At 60.6% G+C, this 19,800-nt stretch carries 19 protein-coding genes; all 19 read left to right on the forward strand.

What is annotated here, in order from left to right:
• Nucleotides 1-61: 61 nt before the first annotated feature.
• The 19 genes from efp (at nucleotide 62) to C1T17_RS10440 (ending at nucleotide 19,793) form a co-directional block, all read left to right on the forward strand.
• Nucleotides 62-628 (forward strand): elongation factor P, encoded by a 567-nt coding sequence (gene efp, locus C1T17_RS10350; protein WP_104953376.1) that lies wholly within the window; start codon nucleotides 62-64, stop codon nucleotides 626-628.
• Between the two features lie 39 nt (nucleotides 629-667).
• Nucleotides 668-1,480: an inositol monophosphatase family protein gene (locus C1T17_RS10355; protein ID WP_104953377.1), complete on the forward strand. Its 813-nt coding sequence runs from the start codon at nucleotides 668-670 to the stop codon at nucleotides 1,478-1,480.
• A gap of 203 nt (nucleotides 1,481-1,683) precedes the next feature.
• Nucleotides 1,684-2,058 carry an NADH-quinone oxidoreductase subunit A gene (gene ndhC, locus C1T17_RS10360; protein ID WP_104953378.1) on the forward strand — a complete coding sequence of 125 codons (375 nt, stop codon included), beginning with the start codon at nucleotides 1,684-1,686 and terminating at the stop codon, nucleotides 2,056-2,058.
• Entirely contained in the window at nucleotides 2,049-2,591 is a 543-nt protein-coding gene (locus tag C1T17_RS10365; RefSeq protein WP_104953379.1) for a NuoB/complex I 20 kDa subunit family protein, read from the forward strand. The genes ndhC and C1T17_RS10365 overlap by 10 nt, the downstream gene beginning before the upstream one ends.
• Before the next feature lie 130 nt (nucleotides 2,592-2,721).
• Nucleotides 2,722-3,636 carry an NADH-quinone oxidoreductase subunit C gene (locus C1T17_RS10370; RefSeq protein ID WP_104953380.1) on the forward strand — a complete coding sequence of 305 codons (915 nt, stop codon included), beginning with the start codon at nucleotides 2,722-2,724 and terminating at the stop codon, nucleotides 3,634-3,636.
• The gene (locus tag C1T17_RS10375; protein ID WP_104953381.1) at nucleotides 3,636-4,874 is read left to right on the forward strand and encodes an NADH-quinone oxidoreductase subunit D; all 1,239 of its coding nucleotides are present in this window, start codon (nucleotides 3,636-3,638) and stop codon (nucleotides 4,872-4,874) included. The genes C1T17_RS10370 and C1T17_RS10375 overlap by 1 nt, the downstream gene beginning before the upstream one ends.
• 19 nt (nucleotides 4,875-4,893) lie before the next feature.
• Complete coding sequence (locus tag C1T17_RS10380; protein WP_104953382.1) at nucleotides 4,894-5,559, forward strand: complex I 24 kDa subunit family protein; 666 nt, start codon at nucleotides 4,894-4,896, stop codon at nucleotides 5,557-5,559.
• Nucleotides 5,559-6,857: an NADH-quinone oxidoreductase subunit NuoF gene (nuoF, locus tag C1T17_RS10385; protein ID WP_104953383.1), complete on the forward strand. Its 1,299-nt coding sequence runs from the start codon at nucleotides 5,559-5,561 to the stop codon at nucleotides 6,855-6,857. Before C1T17_RS10380 ends, nuoF begins: the two co-directional genes overlap by 1 nt.
• A gap of 1 nt (nucleotide 6,858) precedes the next feature.
• A complete protein-coding gene (nuoG, locus tag C1T17_RS10390) occupies nucleotides 6,859-8,871 on the forward strand; it encodes an NADH-quinone oxidoreductase subunit NuoG (protein ID WP_104953384.1) in 2,013 nt (670 codons plus the stop codon).
• A complete protein-coding gene (gene nuoH, locus C1T17_RS10395) occupies nucleotides 8,868-9,917 on the forward strand; it encodes an NADH-quinone oxidoreductase subunit NuoH (protein WP_104953385.1) in 1,050 nt (349 codons plus the stop codon). The genes nuoG and nuoH overlap by 4 nt, the downstream gene beginning before the upstream one ends.
• Entirely contained in the window at nucleotides 9,914-10,393 is a 480-nt protein-coding gene (gene nuoI / locus C1T17_RS10400) for an NADH-quinone oxidoreductase subunit NuoI (RefSeq protein ID WP_104953386.1), read from the forward strand. Before nuoH ends, nuoI begins: the two co-directional genes overlap by 4 nt.
• 145 nt (nucleotides 10,394-10,538) lie before the next feature.
• Nucleotides 10,539-11,150 carry an NADH-quinone oxidoreductase subunit J gene (locus C1T17_RS10405; protein WP_104953387.1) on the forward strand — a complete coding sequence of 204 codons (612 nt, stop codon included), beginning with the start codon at nucleotides 10,539-10,541 and terminating at the stop codon, nucleotides 11,148-11,150.
• Entirely contained in the window at nucleotides 11,147-11,452 is a 306-nt protein-coding gene (gene nuoK / locus C1T17_RS10410) for an NADH-quinone oxidoreductase subunit NuoK (protein ID WP_104953388.1), read from the forward strand. Before C1T17_RS10405 ends, nuoK begins: the two co-directional genes overlap by 4 nt.
• A 10-nt stretch (nucleotides 11,453-11,462) precedes the next feature.
• On the forward strand, nucleotides 11,463-13,553 hold the full coding sequence (gene nuoL, locus C1T17_RS10415) for an NADH-quinone oxidoreductase subunit L (RefSeq protein ID WP_104953389.1): 2,091 nt from the start codon (nucleotides 11,463-11,465) through the stop codon (nucleotides 13,551-13,553).
• A complete protein-coding gene (locus C1T17_RS10420) occupies nucleotides 13,553-15,112 on the forward strand; it encodes an NADH-quinone oxidoreductase subunit M (protein WP_104953390.1) in 1,560 nt (519 codons plus the stop codon). The genes nuoL and C1T17_RS10420 overlap by 1 nt, the downstream gene beginning before the upstream one ends.
• Nucleotides 15,112-16,563 (forward strand): NADH-quinone oxidoreductase subunit NuoN, encoded by a 1,452-nt coding sequence (gene nuoN / locus C1T17_RS10425; RefSeq protein WP_104953391.1) that lies wholly within the window; start codon nucleotides 15,112-15,114, stop codon nucleotides 16,561-16,563. The genes C1T17_RS10420 and nuoN overlap by 1 nt, the downstream gene beginning before the upstream one ends.
• A 20-nt stretch (nucleotides 16,564-16,583) precedes the next feature.
• A complete protein-coding gene (locus C1T17_RS10430) occupies nucleotides 16,584-17,270 on the forward strand; it encodes a biotin--[acetyl-CoA-carboxylase] ligase (protein ID WP_262982697.1) in 687 nt (228 codons plus the stop codon).
• A gap of 37 nt (nucleotides 17,271-17,307) precedes the next feature.
• The gene (locus C1T17_RS10435) at nucleotides 17,308-18,078 is read left to right on the forward strand and encodes a type III pantothenate kinase (RefSeq protein WP_104953393.1); all 771 of its coding nucleotides are present in this window, start codon (nucleotides 17,308-17,310) and stop codon (nucleotides 18,076-18,078) included.
• Nucleotides 18,079-18,155: 77 nt separating this feature from the next.
• The gene (locus C1T17_RS10440; RefSeq protein WP_104953394.1) at nucleotides 18,156-19,793 is read left to right on the forward strand and encodes a ribonuclease J; all 1,638 of its coding nucleotides are present in this window, start codon (nucleotides 18,156-18,158) and stop codon (nucleotides 19,791-19,793) included.
• The last annotated feature ends 7 nt before the right edge of the window (nucleotides 19,794-19,800 follow it).

Consider the following 19,800-nt stretch of genomic DNA (forward strand, 5'->3'; position numbering starts at 1 on the left):
GCGTGCCGCTGTAAGGCCCGCCACCGGCTCTTTTGAAATCCTTGAACATGCGAGAAGCGCGATGAAGATCAGCGGCGTGGACATTCGTCCTGGCAACAATATCGAATATGAGGGCGGCCTGTGGCGCGCCGTGAAGATCCAGCATACGCAGCCCGGCAAAGGCGGCGCCTACATGCAGGTCGAGTTGAAGAACCTGATCGACGGCCGCAAGAACAACGTCCGCTTCCGCTCAGCCGAGAGCGTGGAGCGTATCCGCCTCGACACCAAGGACTTCCAGTATCTTTATGCCGAGGGCGATATGCTGGTCTTCATGGATCAGGAAACCTACGAGCAGATCAACCTGCCTGCGGAATTGCTGGGCGATGCCGCCGACTTCCTGCAGGATGGCATGGAAGTGACGCTCGAAATGTATGAAGAGCGGCCGATCTCGGTGCAGCTTCCTGACACGATCGAAGCAACCGTCGTTGAGGCGGACGCCGTAGTGAAGGGGCAGACTGCCTCTGCATCCTACAAGCCCGCGATCCTGGACAATGGTGTTCGCGTCATGGTCCCGCCGCACATCGTCAGCGGCACCCGCATCGTCGTGGACGTTTACGCCCGCGAATATGTGAAGCGCGCCGAAGCCTAATCTTCTCTCTCCTCATCTGGAGAGGCCAAGGAAAACAACATGGTATCGCACTCAGGCCTCCTCACCGTAATGGAGCGCGCCGCGCGCAAGGCCGCGCCGCGCCTCCGCCGCGACTTCGGCGAAGTCGAGCATTTGCAGGTCTCCAAAAAGGGCCCTGCCGATTTCGTCACGATGGCCGACAAGCGGGCCGAACAAACGGTGGTCGAGGAATTGCGCAAGGCGCGTCCCGACTGGGGCATATTGGCGGAGGAAGGTGGCGAGACCCCCGGCGATCCCACCAAGCCGCGCTGGATCATCGATCCCCTGGATGGAACGACCAACTTCCTGCATGGCATCCCGCACTTCGCCATCGCCATCGCCGTTGAAGAACCGCTGCCCAGCGGTAAGCGCGAGATCACGACGGGCCTCATCTATCAGCCGATCACTGACGAAAGCTATTGGGCAGAGAAGAACCGCGGCGCGTGGCTTCACGACCGCCGCCTGCGTGTGTCGGCGCGGCGCGATCTCGGCGACGCCCTGATCGCCACGGGCATTCCGTTCCTGGGTCACGGCGACATGGCGCAATGGAGCCGCATTTTCGGCGCGGTTGCGCCTTCGGTCGCAGGCATACGGCGGTTCGGTTCAGCGACGCTAGATTTGGCGCATGTCGCCTCTGGCCGGTACGACGCCTACTGGGAAAGCGGATTGCAGACTTGGGACATGGCGGCGGGCATGTTGATGGTGCGCGAGGCCGGTGGCTTCGTCACGGACTTCCGGGGCGGAGATCAGGTGATCGAACGCCGCGAAGTACTGGCGGGTAATGACGTGATCCATAGCAAGCTGCACAAGCTTCTGGCGAGTGCCCTGCGCTAAGGCAATCGGACGAGCGCTTCGCGTCATTTCGATAACATGGCACAGGCGACTTATGCTGCTGCCGTAACGTCTTTCGTGGGCAATTCAGCCCGGCGCTAGCCATAGGTTAATTGCGAATCATTCTCACCGCTTCGTACCCTTGCTTCGCGGGTGCAGCAGTCCTAAAGCCCACGCAACAGCCACTTTCCGCCAAGGGGATTCCGTTGGTCGACCTCGCTCAATATCTGCCGATCCTGCTGTTCCTGGTGATCGCGCTCGTGCTGTCCAGTGCGTTCGTGTTCCTGCCGATGGCCGTCGCGCGTCTGACTGGCGCGCATCAGCCCGACGCCGCCAAGCTCAGCGAATATGAATGCGGTTTCCCTGCGTTCGAGGAGCCTCGCAGCCAGTTCGACGTGCGGTTCTATCTGGTGGCTATACTATTCATCATTTTCGATCTGGAAGCGGCGTTCCTGTTTCCATGGGCTGTGAGCCTAGATCAGATCGGCTGGGCAGGCTGGGCGACGATGATGGTTTTCATCTTCGAACTCGTTCTTGGTCTTGTCTATGCGTGGAAGAAGGGAGCACTCGATTGGGAGTAGAACTCAACCCGGTCGTCCCGCCGCACGGCACAGCGCCGGACGCCAGTTTTTTCAACGATCTCAACAGCGAAGTGAATGACAAAGGTTTCCTTGTCACTTCGACGGAAGATCTGTTCACATGGGCGCGCACGGGCTCGCTGTGGTGGATGACGTTCGGTCTGGCGTGCTGTGCCGTGGAGATGATCCACGTCAATATGCCGCGTTACGATATGGAGCGTTTCGGCGCCGCCCCGCGTGCGTCCCCGCGCCAGAGTGACGTGATGATTGTGGCTGGCACGCTGTGCAACAAGATGGCGCCTGCGCTACGCCGCGTGTACGATCAGATGTCGGAGCCGAAATACGTAATCTCCATGGGTTCGTGCGCAAACGGTGGTGGCTATTATCATTACAGCTACAGCGTCGTGCGCGGTTGCGACCGGATTGTGCCCGTGGACATCTATGTTCCCGGCTGCCCGCCGACCGCAGAGGCGCTGCTCTACGGCGTGATGCAGTTGCAGCGGAAAATTCGCCGCGTCGGCACGATCGAGCGGTGATGGTTATGTTCCGCTATCTCACTCCGTTCGCCCTGAGCTTGTCGAAGGGTCAGCCTGAGCGTAACGAAGGCACTTTACTTCGTTCAGTGGAGGGCTTCGACAAGCTCAGCCCGAACGGGGGCTTTTGCTAATGGCTCATTCCGCCCCGAAAATCGCCACCATCGACGGCATTGCCAATGAAGTCTCCGACATCCTTGGTTCGATGCTACTCGACACTGTCGACGCCGCCGACGAATTGAGCTTTACCGTAGATCGCGACCGCCTGCTCGAGGCGATGACGGTGCTGCGCGACCGCGCGCAATATCAGCAGCTTATGGAAATCGCCGGAGTCGATTATCCCGATCGCGCTGAGCGCTTTGAGGTCGTCTATCATTTGCTCAGCTTGACGCGCAATCACCGCATCCGGGTGAAGGTTTCCGCCGACGAAGATACGCCCGTGCCGTCTGTGACGTCGCTCTGGCCCGTCGCTGGCTGGCTAGAGCGTGAAGTATTCGACATGTTTGGCGTGATCTTCTCCGGCAACAATGATCTGCGCCGCATCCTTACCGACTATGGTTTCCGGGGGCATCCGTTCCGCAAGGATTTCCCGCTGACCGGCCATGTCGAGATGCGCTATTCCGAGGAGGAAAAGCGCGTTGTGTACGAGCCAGTGAAGCTGGCGCAGGATTTCCGTAGCTTCGACTTCATGTCGCCGTGGGAAGGCGCGCAATATGTGCTGCCGGGCGACGAGAAGGTGGGGCAGGCCCCCGGCGCGCCGACGCCTGCTTCTGCGCCAGCCGCTGCGCCGCCGCCGGCTATGCCACAGGGCGCACCCGCTGCTGGCGATAAGAAGACGACCGACAAACCAAGCGATACCGGAGCCGGTGCGCCCGCTGACAAGGTCGCGCATCAGCCGTCGCCGCCGCAATCCGCGATGCCCGAAGGCGTGGAGAAGGTCGTCGCGGCCAAGAAGAACCGGACCAAGGCGACCGACAATGCGACTGGCGAAGGCGTGGCCAAGCCGAAGCGCGTCCGCAAGCCCAAGACTCCAGAGGGTGAAGCCTGATGGCCGAACATTATGACCTTCTGAAGGAAATCGCCGAAGACCCCAATGTCGAGGGTCCGGGCGATACGGCGATCCAGAACTACACCATCAACTTCGGTCCGCAGCATCCGGCCGCGCATGGTGTGTTGCGCCTCGTGCTCGAACTGGATGGCGAGATCGTAGAGCGTGTCGATCCGCATGTCGGTCTGCTCCATCGCGGAACCGAGAAGCTGATCGAATATAAGACGTATTTGCAGGCGATCCCCTATTTCGACCGTCTCGATTACTGCTCACCGATGTGCATGGAGCATAGCTTCGTGCTGGCGATCGAGAAGTTGCTGAACCTCGAAGTGCCGATCCGCGCGCAATATCTGCGCGTGTTTTTCGCGGAACTGACGCGGATCAAGAACCACATGCTGAACCTGGGTTCGCACGTAATGGACGTAGGCGCGATGACGCCCAACCTGTGGCTGTTCGAATTGCGCGAAGACTGCATGAACTTCTATGAGCGCGCTTCGGGCGCGCGCATGCATGCCAATTATCTGCGTCCCGGCGGCGTCCATCAGGACGTGCCGCTAAAGCTGCTCACCGACATCGGTGACTGGCTCGATACGCGTCTCCCGAAGCTGTTCGAGGACGCGATCAGCCTGGTCGCGGACAACCGCATCTTCAAGCAGCGCAACGTTGATATCGCTGTGGTGAGCAAGGAAGACGCAATCAAATGGGGCTTCTCTGGCCCGATGATCCGCGGTTCCGGCATCCCCTGGGACATCCGCAAGTCGCAGCCTTATGACGTCTATGATCGCATGGAATTCGACGTACCCGTCGGCACCAGCGGTGATTGCTACGACCGGTTCATGGTTCGCGTCGAGGAAGTGCGCCAGTCCGCACGCATCATGAAGCAGTGCCTCCAGCAGATGCCCGAAGGCCCTGTGCTGACCGATGACCGCAAGGTCGCGCCGCCGCGCCGCGCCGACATGAAGCGCTCGATGGAAGCGCTCATCCACCACTTCAAGCTCTATACCGAAGGCTTCCATGTGCCTGCGGGCGAAGTGTATGTCGCGACCGAAAGCCCCAAGGGCGAGTTCGGCGTGTACCTCGTTAGCGACGGGTCCAACAAACCCTATCGCTGCAAGATACGCCCGACCGCTTTCTCGCACTTGCAGGCGATGGACTTCATGATGAAGGGCCACATGCTCGCCGACGTCACCGCCGTCCTTGGCGCGATGGACATCGTGTTCGGGGAGTGCGACCGTTGACCCCAGTGGCAGAAGTATAATGGCTGACGCACCCCAAATCCCTGATGAAACCAAAGTCCGTGCCCGCTGGGGCGACTTTGAATGGACGCCCGCGAACGCGATCAAGGCGAAGACCTTCATCGCGCGCTATCCGGCTGGCCGCCAGCAATCTGCCGTGATGGCGTTGCTCGATCTTGCGCAACGGCAGGTAGGCGCGGAGACGCATACGCAGGGCTGGCTGCCGGTTCCGGTGATCGAGTTCGTCGCGGCGCAACTCGATATGCCCTATATGCGGGCGTATGAAGTCGTGACCTTTTACACGATGTACAATCTGGCACCGGTCGGCCGCTATCATGTGCAGGTCTGCGGCACGACGCCGTGTATGTTGCGCGGCTCGGACGATGTGCTGGCTGCGTGCAAGAACAAGGGGCTTATCAAGGGCCACACCACGCCCGACGGTCTGTTCACGCTCACGGAAGTCGAGTGCCTGGGTGCCTGCGCCAACGCGCCGATGGTCCAGATCAACGACGATAATTACGAAGATCTCGACTACGACAAGACCATCGCGATCCTCGAAGCACTGACCGCAGGCGAGAAGCCGCACGTCGGCCCGCAAATCGACCGTCAGACAAGCTGCCCCGAAGGCGGCCCGACGACGTTGAAAGAGATGGTCTCGGAAAATCATGACTATCGGGGAGCCTGGTGATGCTGGCTGACAAGGACCGCATCTTCACCAACCTGTACGGCTTTCAGGACTGGGGCTTGGACGGCGCGCTGAAGCGTGGCGACTGGGATGACACCAAGGCGCTGATGGCGCGCGGTCAGGACGCGATCATTGACGAGATCAAGGCGTCGGGTCTGCGCGGTCGCGGCGGCGCGGGCTTCCCGACTGGCATGAAATGGTCGTTCATGCCGAAGGAAAGCAAGGATGGTCGTCCCAGTTTCCTCGTCATCAATGCCGATGAGTCCGAACCCGGCTCTTGCAAGGACCGGGAAATCATCCGTCACGATCCGCATAAGCTGATCGAAGGTGCGCTGATCGCGGGTTACGCTATGCGCGCGCGTGCGGCGTATATCTACATTCGCGGCGAATATATCTACGAAGCCAAGATCCTCGAAGCCGCTGTCGCGCAGGCTTACGACAAGGGTCTGGTCGGCAAGAACGCCTCCGGTTCAGGCTATGATTTCGACGTGTTCGTCCATCGTGGCGCGGGCGCTTATATCTGCGGCGAAGAAACTGCGATGATCGAAAGCCTGGAGGGCAAGAAGGGTCAGCCGCGCCTCAAACCGCCTTTCCCGGCAGGCGCGGGTCTTTATGGCTGCCCGACCACCGTCAACAATGTCGAGAGCATCGCGGTCGCGCCGACGATCCTGCGGCGCGGCGCGGCATGGTTCGCTAGCTTTGGCCGCGAAGGCAACAAGGGTACGAAGCTCTACCAGATCAGCGGCCACGTGAACCGCCCTTGCACGGTCGAGGAGGAGATGGGCATCTCCTTCAAGGAACTGATCGACACCCATTGCGGCGGCATTCGCGGGGGTTGGGACAATCTGCTGGCGGTTATTCCCGGCGGTTCCTCCGTTCCGCTGGTTCCCGCCGCGCAGATCATCGACGCGCCGATGGACTTCGATGGATTGAAGGCAGTCGGCTCGGGCCTTGGCACGGCGGCGGTTATCGTCATGGACAAGTCCACGGACATTGTCCGCGCGATCAGCCGGTTAAGCTACTTCTACAAGCATGAAAGCTGTGGCCAGTGCACCCCTTGCCGCGAAGGCACTGGCTGGATGTGGCGGGTGATGGAACGGCTACGCACCGGCGAAGCGGAACTGTCGGAGATCGACATGCTACAGGAACTGACCAAGCAAGTTGAAGGCCACACCATCTGCGCGTTGGGCGATGCGGCGGCATGGCCGATCCAGGGGCTGATCAAGCATTTCCGGCCTGAGATTGAGCGGCGCATCAACGAAAATCACGGACCTGCACCAGTGATGGAGGCAGCGGAGTAATATGCCTAAGCTAACCGTAGATGGCGTAGAGATCGAAGTACCCGCTGGCGCGACCGTGCTTCAGGCGTGCGAGATGGCGGGCAAGGAAATTCCCCGCTTCTGCTATCACGAGCGCCTGAGCATCGCGGGTAACTGCCGCATGTGCCTAGTCGAAGTGAAACCGGGGCCGCCCAAGCCGCAGGCATCGTGCGCGTTGCCCGCCGCCGATGGTCAGGAAGTCCGCACCGACAGCCTGATGGTCAAGAAGGCGCGCGAAGGGGTGATGGAGTTCCTCCTCATCAACCATCCGCTCGATTGCCCGATCTGCGATCAGGGCGGCGAGTGCGACCTTCAGGATCAGTCAGTCGCTTATGGTCGCGGCAATTCGCGCTATCACGAGCATAAGCGCGCCGTGACCGAGAAATATATGGGGCCGATCGTCAAGACGGTGATGACCCGCTGCATCCAGTGCACCCGCTGCGTCCGCTTTGCCGAGGAAGTCGCAGGCGTGCCGGAGATCGGCGCGCTGTATCGCGGCGAGAATATGCAGATCACGACCTATCTGGAACATGCCGCCAAGAGCGAGCTGTCCGGCAATGTCGTCGATCTCTGCCCGGTCGGCGCACTCACCTCGAAACCTTATGCGTTCGAGGCGCGTCCATGGGAGTTGAAGAAGAATTTCTCGATTGACGTGATGGATGCGCTTGGTGCCAATATCCGCCTCGACAGTCGCGGGCGTCAGGTGCTGCGCGCGCTGCCGCGCATCAATGACGACGTGAATGAGGAATGGATTTCCGACAAAACACGGCATCATGTCGACGGCCTCGTCCGTCGCCGCCTCGATAAGCCATATGTCCGCAAGAACGGCAAGCTGGTCGAAGCGACGTGGGCCGAAGCATTTCAGGCGATTGCCGATGTCGCCTCCACCGCGAACTGCTCGGTCGCGGCAGTCGCGGGCGATCTGCTCGATTGCGAGACGATGTTCGCGGCCAAGCTGTTGGTGCAGAAGCTGGGCGGCACGATGCTCGAAGGGCGTCAGACTGGCCTCTCCTATGACGTGTCGAGCCTTGCTGCCGTCAACTTCAATACCGGCATCGCGAATATCGAGAACGCCGACGTCATTCTGCTGATCAACAGCAACCTGCGCTGGGAAGCGCCGCTCATCAATACGCGCATCCGCAAGGCGATCAAGAAGGGCGCGAAGGTCTTTGCGATCGGGCAGGAAGTCGACTTGACCTACAAGGTCGAATGGCTCGGCAATGATGCTGGCCTGCTGAGCACGCTGCCCGATGCTGTAGCCGAAGCGTTCGGCAAGGCTGCGCGTCCTGCCGTTATCGTCGGCGGCGGTGCCCTGGCCAAGGACGGTGCGCATGGTGCGGCGCTGGCTCTGGCCAAGTCGCTGAACCTTGTGCGCGATGGCTGGAATGGCTTCAATGTGCTGCACTTTGCTGCTGCGCGCATGGGCGGGCTGATGCTCGGCTACGCAACGGCTGGCGGAATCAAGGCGGTTGCCGCCGCGAAGCCGAAGCTGCTGTTCGCACTGGGCGCGGACGAAGTAAATTACGATCTGTTTACTGACAGCTTTAAGGTGTTCATCGGCCACCATGGCGACAATGGCGCGCATCATGCCGATGTGATCCTGCCTGGCGCAACCTATGCGGAGAAGCCGGGCACCTATGTGAACCTGGAAGGTCGCGTGCAGCGTAGCGAGAAGGCAGTGTTCGCGCCCGGCGACGCGCGTGAAGACTGGTCGATCCTGCGCGCGCTGTCCGACGTTTTGGGGGATCGCCTGCCGTTCGACAGCTTCGAGGAACTGCGCGCCGAGATGGCGAAGGCGGTTCCGACCTTGGGTGTCGAGGGGCTTGTGTCCTACGAATGGGCACCGCCATCTTTGCCAGTCGATCCGTCCGGAGAGTTCGTCTCGCCGATCAAGGATTTCTACCTCACCAACGCCATCTGCCGCGCAAGCCCGACGATGCAGCGCTGCTCGGCTGAACTGATCCAGGGCGAAGACTTCGCGGAGGCAGCAGAATGACCGCCTTCTTCCAAAGCTTCGGTATGCCGTATTCCGGCGCGTGGTTCCTCTCGACCATCATCGGCATCCTTGTGATCGCGTTGCCGCTGATGCTCGCGGTTGCGATGATCATCTATGCCGACCGCAAGATTTGGGCGGCGATGGCGCTGCGCAAGGGTCCAAACGTCGTGGGGCCTTTCGGCCTGCTGCAATCCTTTGCCGACGGCGCGAAGGTTTTCCTTCAGGAAACGATTATCCCGTCTGCCGCCAATCGCGGCCTGTTCCTGATCGCGCCGATCATCACCTTCACCGTTGCCTTGATGGCTTGGGCCGTGATCCCGTTCCAGGCGGAGGTGGTGCTTTCCAACATCAACGTCGGGCTGCTCTATATCCTCGCGATCAGTTCGTTAGGCGTCTATGGCGTCGTCATCGCGGGCTGGGCGTCGAACTCCAAATATCCGTTCTTTTCGGCGATGCGCGCGTCGGCGCAGATGATCTCCTACGAAGTCTCGATCGGCTTCGTGCTGATTTCGGTGGTGCTTTGGGCCGGATCGTTCAACCTGTCGACAATCGTGGAGAGTCAGCGCGGCTATTACGGCTTCATCAACGGAAATGGCTTCAATCCACTGCTGTTCCCGATGTCGGTGGTGTTCCTGATCTCTTCCATGGCCGAAACCGCGCGCGCGCCGTTCGATCTGACCGAGGCGGAAAGCGAACTCGTCGCGGGTTATCAGACCGAATATAGCTCGATGGCCTTTGCACTCTATTGGCTTGGCGAATATGCCAACGTCATCCTGATGTGCGCGCTGAACGCGATCCTGTTCTGGGGCGGATACTTGCCCCCATTCGACTGGGCGCCGTTGTATTTCGTGCCGGGTATAATCTGGCTCTTCATCAAGATACTGCTGTTCTTCTTCATCTTCAGCTGGGTGAAGGCTACCGTTCCCCGCTACCGTTACGACCAACTGATGCGCCTTGGCTGGAAGGTCTTCCTGCCGCTCTCGCTCGGCTGGGTCGTGCTGGTATCCGGCTTCCTGATGTTCACGCGCTATGGAGGCGCATCATGATCCACGCGATCAAATCCTTCTTCCTCATCGAGTTCCTGAAGGCGCATTGGCTGACCTTGAAGTATTTCTTCAAGCCCAAGGCGACCATCAACTACCCTTATGAGAAGAACCCGATCAGCCCGCGCTTCCGGGGCGAGCATGCCCTGCGTCGCTATCCCAATGGCGAGGAACGCTGCATCGCATGCAAGCTGTGCGAGGCTGTCTGCCCCGCGCTCGCGATCACCATCGAGGCGCAGCCGCGCGACGACGGCAGCCGCCGCACGACCCGCTACGACATCGACATGACCAAGTGCATCTATTGCGGTCTGTGTCAGGAAGCGTGCCCGGTCGACGCGATCGTCGAAGGCCCGAACTTCGAATTTTCGACTGAGACGCGTGAGGAGCTTATATACGACAAGGCGAAGCTCCTCGAGAACGGCGACAAGTGGGAACGCGCCCTCGCCGCGAACCTTGCCGCCGATGCGCCCTATCGGTAATGGGCAGCGTGTTCACATCTTATTCGTTCGCCCTGAGCCTGTCGAAGGGGTCGAAGGGTTGGCCTGAGCGGAGCGAAGCCACTTCACTTCGTTCAGTGGAAGGCTTCGACTTCGCTCAGCCCGAACGGATTATTGGGGTCGTAAATTGATTCACGTTCTCGCCTTCTATCTGTTCGCGACGCTGGTGATCGCCAGCGGTGCGCTCACCATTTTCTCGCGCAACCCCGTACATTCGGTGCTGTGGCTGATCCTGGCGTTCTTCAACGCGGCAGGACTGATGGTGCTGCTCGGCGCTGAGTTCATCGCGATGCTGCTGGTGATTGTGTACGTCGGCGCGGTCGCGATCCTGTTCCTGTTCGTCGTCATGATGCTCGACATCGACTTTGCCGAACTGCGCGCGGGCTTCGTCAATTATCTGCCGTTTGGATTGGCGATAGCCGTGGTGCTGTTGGCAGAGATCGTGCTGGGGGTCGGCATTTGGCAAGCGGGTCCGATGGAGTTGGCGCAACGCGCAGCCCCCGCGACTGCGGATGTATCCAACATCAAACAGATCGGTGTGCTGCTATACACCCGCTATATCTTCCTGTTCGAGGCTGCGGGCATCGTCCTGCTGGTCGCGATGATCGGGGCGATCGTGCTGACGCACCGTGCTCGCGGCGGCGTGCGTGGCCAGAACATCGACAAGCAGAACCGCCGTCGTCCGCAGGATGCGGTTCGCAACATCAATCAGCCCGTCGGGCAGGGGATCGAACTGTGATCGGCTTGCAGCATTATCTGGTGGTCAGTGCCATCCTGTTCGTGATGGGCGTGCTCGGCATCTTCATCAATCGCAAGAACGTCATCATCATCCTGATGGCGATCGAATTGATCCTGCTCGCCGTGAACATCAACCTTGTCGCTTTCAGCGCCTTCCTAGGTGATTTGGTGGGGCAGGTGTTCTCGATGTTCGTGCTGACCGTTGCGGCGGGCGAAGCGGCGATCGGGCTGGCGATCCTAGTCATCTATTTCCGTGGACGCGGCACTATCGCCGTAGACGATGCCAACCGGATGAAGGGCTGAAGACCAAGACATGATCTCGCTTATCGTCCTTTTCCCGCTGCTCGCTGCGATCATCGCCGGGCTGGGCAATCGCATCATCGGCAATGTACCTGCAAAGATCGTCACGACGGGCGCGCTTTTCGCATCGTGCGCGCTGAGCTGGCCCATTTTCCTATCCTTCGTCGGTGGCGAAGCGACGCCCTATGTCGAACCGGTTTTCACCTGGATTCGCTCGGGCGACTTTGATGCGGCCTGGGCGTTGCGCGTCGACACGATGACTGCGGTGATGCTGGTCGTAATCACTACCGTCTCCGCGCTCGTCCATCTGTATAGCTGGGGCTATATGGAGGAAGACCCGGATCAGCCGCGCTTCTTCGCCTATCTGTCGCTGTTCACGTTCGCGATGTTGATGCTCGTGACCGCGAACAACCTTTTGCAGATGTTCTTCGGCTGGGAAGGCGTTGGCCTTGCCTCCTATCTCCTGATCGGCTTCTGGTTCCGCAAGCCCAGCGCGAATGCCGCCGCTATTAAGGCGTTCGTCGTCAACCGCGTCGGCGACCTTGGCTTCATGATGGGCATCTTCGGCACGTTCTTGGTGTTTGACACCATCTCGATTCCGGAGATTCTCGCTGCCGCGCCGTCTATGGCAGGTTCGACCATCGGCTTCCTTGGCGGGCGCTTCGATACGATGACGGTGCTCTGCCTGCTGCTGTTCGTTGGCGCGATGGGCAAATCGGCGCAGTTGGGGTTGCACACATGGCTTCCCGACGCGATGGAAGGCCCAACCCCGGTGTCGGCGCTGATCCATGCCGCGACGATGGTCACGGCGGGCGTGTTCATGGTGTGCCGCCTGTCGCCGATGTTCGAGACCAGCCCGACAGCGCTCGGCGTCGTCACCTTCGTCGGCGCAGCGACCTGTCTATTTGCGGCGACAGTCGGCACCGTGCAGAACGACATCAAGCGCGTCATCGCCTATTCGACCTGCTCGCAGCTCGGCTATATGTTCTTCGCCGCGGGCGTCGGCGCTTATGGCGCGTCCATGTTCCATCTGTTTACGCACGCGTTCTTCAAGGCGCTCTTGTTCCTTGGCGCGGGCTCAGTCATCCACGCAATGCACCATGAGCAGGACATGCGTTATTATGGTGCGCTACGTAAGGAAATCCCGATCACCTTCTGGGCGATGACTGCGGGTACGCTGGCGATCACCGGCGTCGGCATCATCGATGTTTTCGGTTTCGCAGGCTTCTACTCGAAGGATGCTATCCTCGAAGCAGCCTATGCGTCGGGCGGCGGCGGGCGTCTGGCCTTCTACGTTGGCGCGTTCGCAGCACTGCTCACCAGCTTCTATAGCTGGCGGCTGGTGTTCCTTACCTTCTTCGGCAAGGCACGCTGGGCCGCTTCGGAGCATATCCAGCACGCCCTCCATGACGCGCATGGGCATGATGCTCACGGCACGCATGGCCATGGCAGCGAGCATGAAAATGCGCCCGCTCAGGAAGATGCCGGTCACGACCCCCATGGTCATGAAGCGGACGCCCACGCGCTCCCCACGGGCACTGGCGGCTATCATCCTCACGAAAGCCCATGGGTCATGCTGATCCCGCTGATCGTCCTGAGCCTTGGAGCGGTCTTCGCAGGCTTCCTCTTCCATCACAGTTTCGTCGACGCCGAACATGGCATCGAGTTCTGGAAGGGCGCGATCGCGTTCGACACGCATTTGATGCACGCGATGCACGAAGTTCCCTTGTGGGTGAAGCTCGCGCCAGCCGCAGTGATGCTTACGGGGCTTGCGATCGCCTGGTTGGCGTACATCCGTTACACCGACTGGCCGCGCCAGTTCGTCGGCCAGTTCGGCGTCCTCTACGACTTCCTTCTCAACAAATGGTATTTCGACGAGCTTTATAACTTCCTGTTCGTCAAACCCGCGTTCGCCATTGGTCGTGCCTTCTGGAAGTTCGGCGACGTCGGCCTCATCGACCGCTTCGGTCCGAACGGCCTTGCCGCGTTGGTGGTGCAGGGGGGCAAGCTGACGCGCAGGCTCCAGTCGGGTTATCTTTACACTTACGCATTGGTGATGCTGCTCGGGCTCGCCGCGGCTGCAACCTGGGCGATCGCACGATAATGAACCAGCTTGGCTTTCCCATTCTCACGCTGATGATGGCCGTTCCGATGGCAGCGGCCATTGCCTGCCTGTACGCGAACGACCGTAGCGCACGCAGTATTGCACTCATCGCGACGCTGATCGACTTCGTGCTGGGCATCGTGCTTTGGCTCAATTTCGACCAGTCCGCGGGTGCCGCGCAATGGCAGTTCACCGAATACGCGCCGCTCTTCGGCCGCTTCGCCTGGGCGCTCGGTATAGACGGTATCGCGCTGATGCTGATCGTTCTGACGGTATTCCTGATGCCGATCTGCGTCGGCGCAAGCTGGATCGCGATTGAAAAGCGCGTTGGCGAATATATGGCGGCGTTCCTGCTGATGGAGGTGCTGATGATCGGCGTCTTCACCGCGCAGGATATCTTCCTCTTCTACGTCATGTTCGAAGCAGGCCTTATCCCGATGTACCTCATCATCGGCATTTGGGGCGGCGCGGAACGCATTTACGCCAGCTATAAATTCTTCCTCTACACCCTGCTCGGATCGGTGCTGATGCTGATCGCGATGATGTGGATGGTGCAGGAGGCAGGCTCCACCAGCATTCCGGTGCTGATGGCTTATGACTTCGCACCGCAGGCGCAGACATGGTTGTGGCTCGCGTTCTTCGCCAGCTTCGCCGTGAAGATGCCGATGTGGCCAGTCCACACCTGGTTGCCCGACGCGCACGTTCAGGCGCCGACGGCTGGTTCGGTCATTCTGGCGGGCGTGCTGCTGAAGATGGGCGGCTACGGCTTCATCCGCTTCTCGCTGCCGATGTTCCCGGAAGCCTCCGCTCAGTTTGCACCTTTGGTGTTCGGCCTCTCGATGGTCGCGGTGATCTACACCTCGCTCGTCGCATTGGTGCAGAGCGACATGAAGAAGCTCATCGCCTATTCCTCCGTCGCACACATGGCGATCGTGACGGTCGGCCTGTTCGCCTTCAATCAGCAGGGTATCGAAGGCGCGATGATGGTGATGCTGGGCCACGGTCTCGTCTCTGGCGCGCTGTTCCTCTGCGTCGGCGTCATCTACGACCGCCTGCATACACGCGAGATCAGCAGGTATGGCGGCCTGGCCATCAACATGCCCAAATATGCGGTGCTGTTCCTGCTATTTACGATGGCGGCAGTAGGCCTGCCCGGAACCAGCAATTTCGTCGGTGAATTTCTCGCGCTGATGGGTGTGTATCAGGCGTCCAGCCTTGTCGCGATCGTCGCGACCACCGGTATCATCCTGGGCGCGGCCTATATGCTCTATCTGTATCGCCGCGTTGCTTACGGCGAACTCGTCCATGACGATGTGCGCGCCATGCCGGATCTTTCGGGTCGCGAGATGTGGTTGCTGGCTCCGATTGCAGCCGCCGTGCTGTGGATGGGAATCTATCCGGAAAGCTTCATCGCACCGATGCGCGCCGATGTTGCTTCGCTGGTCGCGCGAATCGACCGCGCCAAGCCTGCAGGCGACGCGAAGCTGACGGCCGGCAACCCCGCCGCTGCGCAGGGGCACCACACCGAAAACCATGAAACGCCGGGGGAGGCGCACTGATGATCGACAATGCTTCCCTCCTGATGGTCATGCCAGAACTGGTGCTGACCATCGGCGGCCTCGTGCTGATGATGGTCGCGGCTTATGCCGGCGATCGCACAGCGCAACTCGTAAGCTGGCTTTCCGTCGCGACCTTGCTGGCGGCGGGCCTGACGCTGCTCGGCCTTCCCGGCCATGGCGGCATTGCGTTTGACGGTCTTTACCGCGCCGATGCATTTGCTGCTTATGCCAAAGTGCTGATCTATACTGCCGCCGCTGCTTCGATCGTCGTCGCGCCGCGCTTCTTCGCGCCGCTGATGTCGGGTGGCACAGGCGCAGTGCGCGCGGAGTTCCCGATCCTGATCCTGTTCTCCTGCATTGGCATGGGCATGATGGTGTCGGCGGGCGACCTTATGACGCTTTATGTCGGTCTCGAACTACAGAGCTTGTCTGCTTACGTCCTTGCCAGCTTCATGCGGCAGGACACGCGCTCGGCCGAAGCGGGCCTGAAATATTTCGTACTTGGCGCATTGGCCAGCGGCATCCTGCTCTACGGCATATCTTTGCTCTACGGCTTCTCCGGCTCAACAAGCTTCAAAGGCGTCTCTGTCGCGATGAGCAACGGCCTGTCGAACGGACTGCTCTTCGGCATGGTATTCGTGCTGGCGGGTCTGGCCTTCAAGATCAGCGCCGTGCCGTTCCACATGTGGACGCCTGATGTGTACGAAGGTGCGCCCACGCCCGTGACTGCCTTCTTCGCCAGTGCGCCGAAGGTCGCGGCGATCGGCCTCACCATCCGTGTTGCGATCGAGGCGCTTGGACCCGGCGGCATGGCGTGGCAGCAGATCGTTATCTTCGTGGCGCTTGCCTCCATCCTCTTCGGTGCAGTGGCGGCTATCGGCCAGACAAACATCAAGCGCCTGATGGCTTATTCATCCATCAACAACGTCGGCTTTGCGCTGATCGGCCTCGCATGTGGCACGCCCGCAGGTGTGGCGGCGACCATGAGCTACATGGCTATCTATGTCGTAATGACGATCGGCGGTTTCGTCTGCATCCTCCAGATGCGCGACAAGGACGGCACGCCCGTCGAAACGATCGCCAGCCTCTCGGGCCTTTCGCAGTCGCGCAAGGGGCTTGCCGCCGCCATCGCAATCTTCATGTTCAGCCTTGCCGGTATCCCGCCGCTCTTCGGCTTCTGGGCCAAGTTCCTGGTGTTCGATGCCGCAGTTGGCGCAGGGCTTCTTGGTCTTGCTGCGTTTGGTATTGCGGCATCGGTGATCGGGGCATTCTATTATCTGAAGATCATCAAGACGATGTACTTCGATGAGCCGGCCGCCGCTTATGCAAAGAACACGCCGCTGATCGAGAACGCCATTATCGCGGTCTGCGCTGCCGTAATCGTGCTCGGCTATCTCCTCAATCCCGTGCTGGACAGCGCCAGCGCGGCAGCGGCGGCGGCGCTCTTCTGACCATCGAAATCCGCACGGTCTTGCAAACCGCCTCTACCAATGCCGATATGCGCGTGTTGGCCGGGGAAGGCGCACCCGAAGGATTGTGGCTCCGCGCGGAGACTCAGACCGGCGGCAAAGGGCGGCTCGATCGCGCATGGGAGAGTCCACCGGGCAATCTCTATTGTTCCACGCTCGTCCGATTGCAGGCCAATGATCCGCCCCCGGCGACACTCGCCCTTGTCGCTGCGGTAGCCGTGTGGCGGACGGTGAACATGATGCTGCCGGGGCGGGTCCAGATCAAATGGCCCAACGACATTCTGATCGGTCCGGCTAAGCTGTCGGGCATGTTGTTGGAACGTGTTGGAGATGCAATCCTGTTGGGGATTGGCATCAACATCATGGCCCATCCCGATTTGCCGGACCGCCTGACCACGAGCCTCTGGTCGCAAGGGGCCGTGGACGCGACGCCTGCCGACGTACTGGAACAGCTATCGCGCACTTTTCATGAACTGCTGATGCAATGGCGCAGCTTCGGTCTCGATCCGATCCGCACACTCTGGCTACAGGCCGCGCATCCCCGTGGCACGCCGCTCAAGGTCAACTTGCCGGATGGAATGTCATTTAAGGGTCAATTTCACAGTCTTGATAGCAGCGGCGCATTGATCCTGGATCAAGCGGACGGCGGTTCGCGAACCATTCACGCGGGCGACGTCTTCCTGCTATGAGGATGCCCGCTACCTCTTCGCGATCAAGGACCGCCTGATGCTTCTCGCCGTCGATGCCGGCAACACCAATGTCGTATTCGCGCTGGTCGAATCGGACACCATCCGCGCGCGTTGGCGGATCGCCACTGACCCGCGGCGGACGGCGGACGAATATGCGGTCTGGCTGAACCAATTGCTGACCCTCGAAGGCTTCGCGTTGAGTGACGTCAATTCGGTCATCATCGCGACGGTGGTGCCGCGCGCCCTGCATAACCTCGAAGTGCTTTCCTCCAAATATTTCAAGGTCGATCCACTGATCGCCGGTCAGCATCCGGTCGCCTGGGGGATCGAACTCGATGTAGCCGAGCCTGCGTCGGTCGGCGCAGATCGCGTTGTAAATGCGATAGCGGCACACCATCTTTGTAGCGGCGACTTGGTCGTAATCGATTTCGGGACGGCGACCACTTTCGATGTCGTGGATTACAGCGGCGCTTATAAGGGCGGCATCATTGCGCCGGGCATAAACCTTTCGCTGGACGCGCTCGTCAGCGCCGCCGCCAAGCTGCCCCGGATCGCGATTGCCGCGCCAGAGGACCGGTCCGTCATCGGCCGCACTACCGAGGCGCAGATGCAGATCGGCGTCTTCTGGGGCTATGTGGCGATGATCGAGGGGCTCATTGCGCGTATGCGGGCCGAGATCGGTCGCCCGGTCAAGGTCATCTCGACGGGTGGCCTAGCCGTGCTGTTCGATCAGCACACGGATATTTTTGATGCAATCGCGCCGGACCTGACAATTCAGGGACTGGCGCTGATGCATGGCAGAATCTGACCGCTGGATCATTCTCCAGCACATTAGCATAAGCACCACGCCAACGGGCGGGGGTGCCACAGGAGTTTTGTTTCGTAATGACACCCAAGAACGAATTGCTTTTCCTAGCCCTCGGCGGGTCGGGAGAGATCGGCATGAACGTCAATCTTTACGGCTGCCAAGGCAAGTGGGTCATGGTCGACCTCGGCCTCACATTCGCCGATCCACAATATCCCGGCGTGGACCTGATCCTGCCGGACCTGACGTTCATCGAGAATAATCTCGACGACCTTCTCGGCATCGTCCTGACCCACGGTCATGAGGATCATATCGGCGCCATCCCCTATCTTGCCGCTGATCTCGGCGTGCCGCTCTATGCCACGCCGTTCACTGCGGGCCTAATCCGCATGAAGCTGGAAGAGGAGGGCATCAAGAATCAGGTCAAGCTCCATGTCGTCGAAAATGGCGGGAGCGTTCAGCTTGGCCCCTTCGGCTTCCGATATATGCCGCTCGCGCACTCGATCCCTGAAGGCAATGCGCTGGTCATCGACACGCCGCATGGGAAGATATTCCACACCGGCGACTGGAAGCTCGACGACCGCCCATTACTAGGCGTTCCGTCGACACCCGAGCAGTTGTCCGCAGTGGGCGACGAGGGTGTTCTCGCGCTCGTCTGCGACAGCACCAATGTGTTCAACCCGGAAGCCAGCGGATCGGAAGGCGATGTTCGGGAGGGCCTTTTGGAGGTTGTGAAGGGCGCGAAGCAGCGCGTCCTCGTGACGACTTTCGCCTCCAATGCCGCGCGCGTTCAAACGCTGGGCGAAGTGGCGCGCGCAACGGGCCGCACCGTGTGCGTAGCCGGACGCTCGCTCGACCGCATCATCGGCAATGCCAAGAGCGCAGGCTATCTGCGCGATTTCCCCGAGATGGTGGATTGGGACACGGCGATGGACCTGCCCCGCGACAAGGTGATGATTATCGCAACCGGCGGGCAGGGCGAGGCGCGTGCGGCGCTGGCGCGCGTCGCCTTCGACAGCCATCCGATCAAGCTCACCGAAGGCGACATGGTGGTCTTCTCGTCAAAGCAGATTCCCGGCAATGAGATCGCCATCGGCCGCATTCAGAATGCCTTGGCCAGCAAGGGCGTAACGATGGTCACGGACCGTCAGGCCGAAGTGCATGTGTCCGGCCACCCCGGCCGCCCCGAGCTACAGGCCATGTACAAATGGATTCGCCCACAGATTCTGCTCCCTGTGCATGGCGAGATGCGCCACATGGCGGAACAGGCGCGGCTGGGTCTCAGCGAAGGCATTCCACATGCCGTGGTGCAGGGTAATGGCGACATCGTGCGTTTGGCACCCGGAGCGCCGAAGATCATCGGCAAGGAAACGGCAGGACGGCTCGTCCTTGACGGCGACGTCATCCTGCCTGCCGACGGCGCGACGATGAACGAGCGTCGCAAGATCGCGCTGCATGGCCAGATTAGTGTCGCGGTCGCCGTGGATCGTGGTGGCCGGTTGATAGGAAGGCCCGATGTCCGACTGCAAGGCGTGCCGGTCGAGGAGGACAAGGAGGCTTTCATTTCCGAAGCATCCGACGAAGCGGCTAAGGCTGTGACCAAAGGCGGAAAAGCCGACGAAGCGCTGCGCGAGAACATCCGCCTGGCCGTTCGCCGCGCCGCTACGCGCTGGACCGGCAAAAAGCCCGTGGTGGATGTGTTGATCGTAAACGCGTAAAGGCAGG

Origin of the sequence: Sphingobium sp. SCG-1 (genome assembly GCF_002953135.1) — a bacterium.
In the GTDB taxonomy this organism is placed as follows: Bacteria; Pseudomonadota; Alphaproteobacteria; order Sphingomonadales; family Sphingomonadaceae; genus Sphingobium.

Coding starts and splice junctions, on each gene's coding strand:
- efp (WP_104953376.1), top strand. CDS start 62: ATGAAGATCAGCGGCGTGGACATTCGTCCTGGCAACAATATCGAATAT.
- C1T17_RS10355 (WP_104953377.1), top strand. CDS start 668: ATGGTATCGCACTCAGGCCTCCTCACCGTAATGGAGCGCGCCGCGCGC.
- C1T17_RS10370 (WP_104953380.1), top strand. CDS start 2,722: ATGGCTCATTCCGCCCCGAAAATCGCCACCATCGACGGCATTGCCAAT.
- C1T17_RS10375 (WP_104953381.1), top strand. CDS start 3,636: ATGGCCGAACATTATGACCTTCTGAAGGAAATCGCCGAAGACCCCAAT.
- C1T17_RS10380 (WP_104953382.1), top strand. CDS start 4,894: ATGGCTGACGCACCCCAAATCCCTGATGAAACCAAAGTCCGTGCCCGC.
- nuoF (WP_104953383.1), top strand. CDS start 5,559: ATGCTGGCTGACAAGGACCGCATCTTCACCAACCTGTACGGCTTTCAG.
- nuoG (WP_104953384.1), top strand. CDS start 6,859: ATGCCTAAGCTAACCGTAGATGGCGTAGAGATCGAAGTACCCGCTGGC.
- nuoH (WP_104953385.1), top strand. CDS start 8,868: ATGACCGCCTTCTTCCAAAGCTTCGGTATGCCGTATTCCGGCGCGTGG.
- nuoI (WP_104953386.1), top strand. CDS start 9,914: ATGATCCACGCGATCAAATCCTTCTTCCTCATCGAGTTCCTGAAGGCG.
- nuoL (WP_104953389.1), top strand. CDS start 11,463: ATGATCTCGCTTATCGTCCTTTTCCCGCTGCTCGCTGCGATCATCGCC.
- C1T17_RS10420 (WP_104953390.1), top strand. CDS start 13,553: ATGAACCAGCTTGGCTTTCCCATTCTCACGCTGATGATGGCCGTTCCG.
- nuoN (WP_104953391.1), top strand. CDS start 15,112: ATGATCGACAATGCTTCCCTCCTGATGGTCATGCCAGAACTGGTGCTG.
- C1T17_RS10435 (WP_104953393.1), top strand. CDS start 17,308: ATGCTTCTCGCCGTCGATGCCGGCAACACCAATGTCGTATTCGCGCTG.
- C1T17_RS10440 (WP_104953394.1), top strand. CDS start 18,156: ATGACACCCAAGAACGAATTGCTTTTCCTAGCCCTCGGCGGGTCGGGA.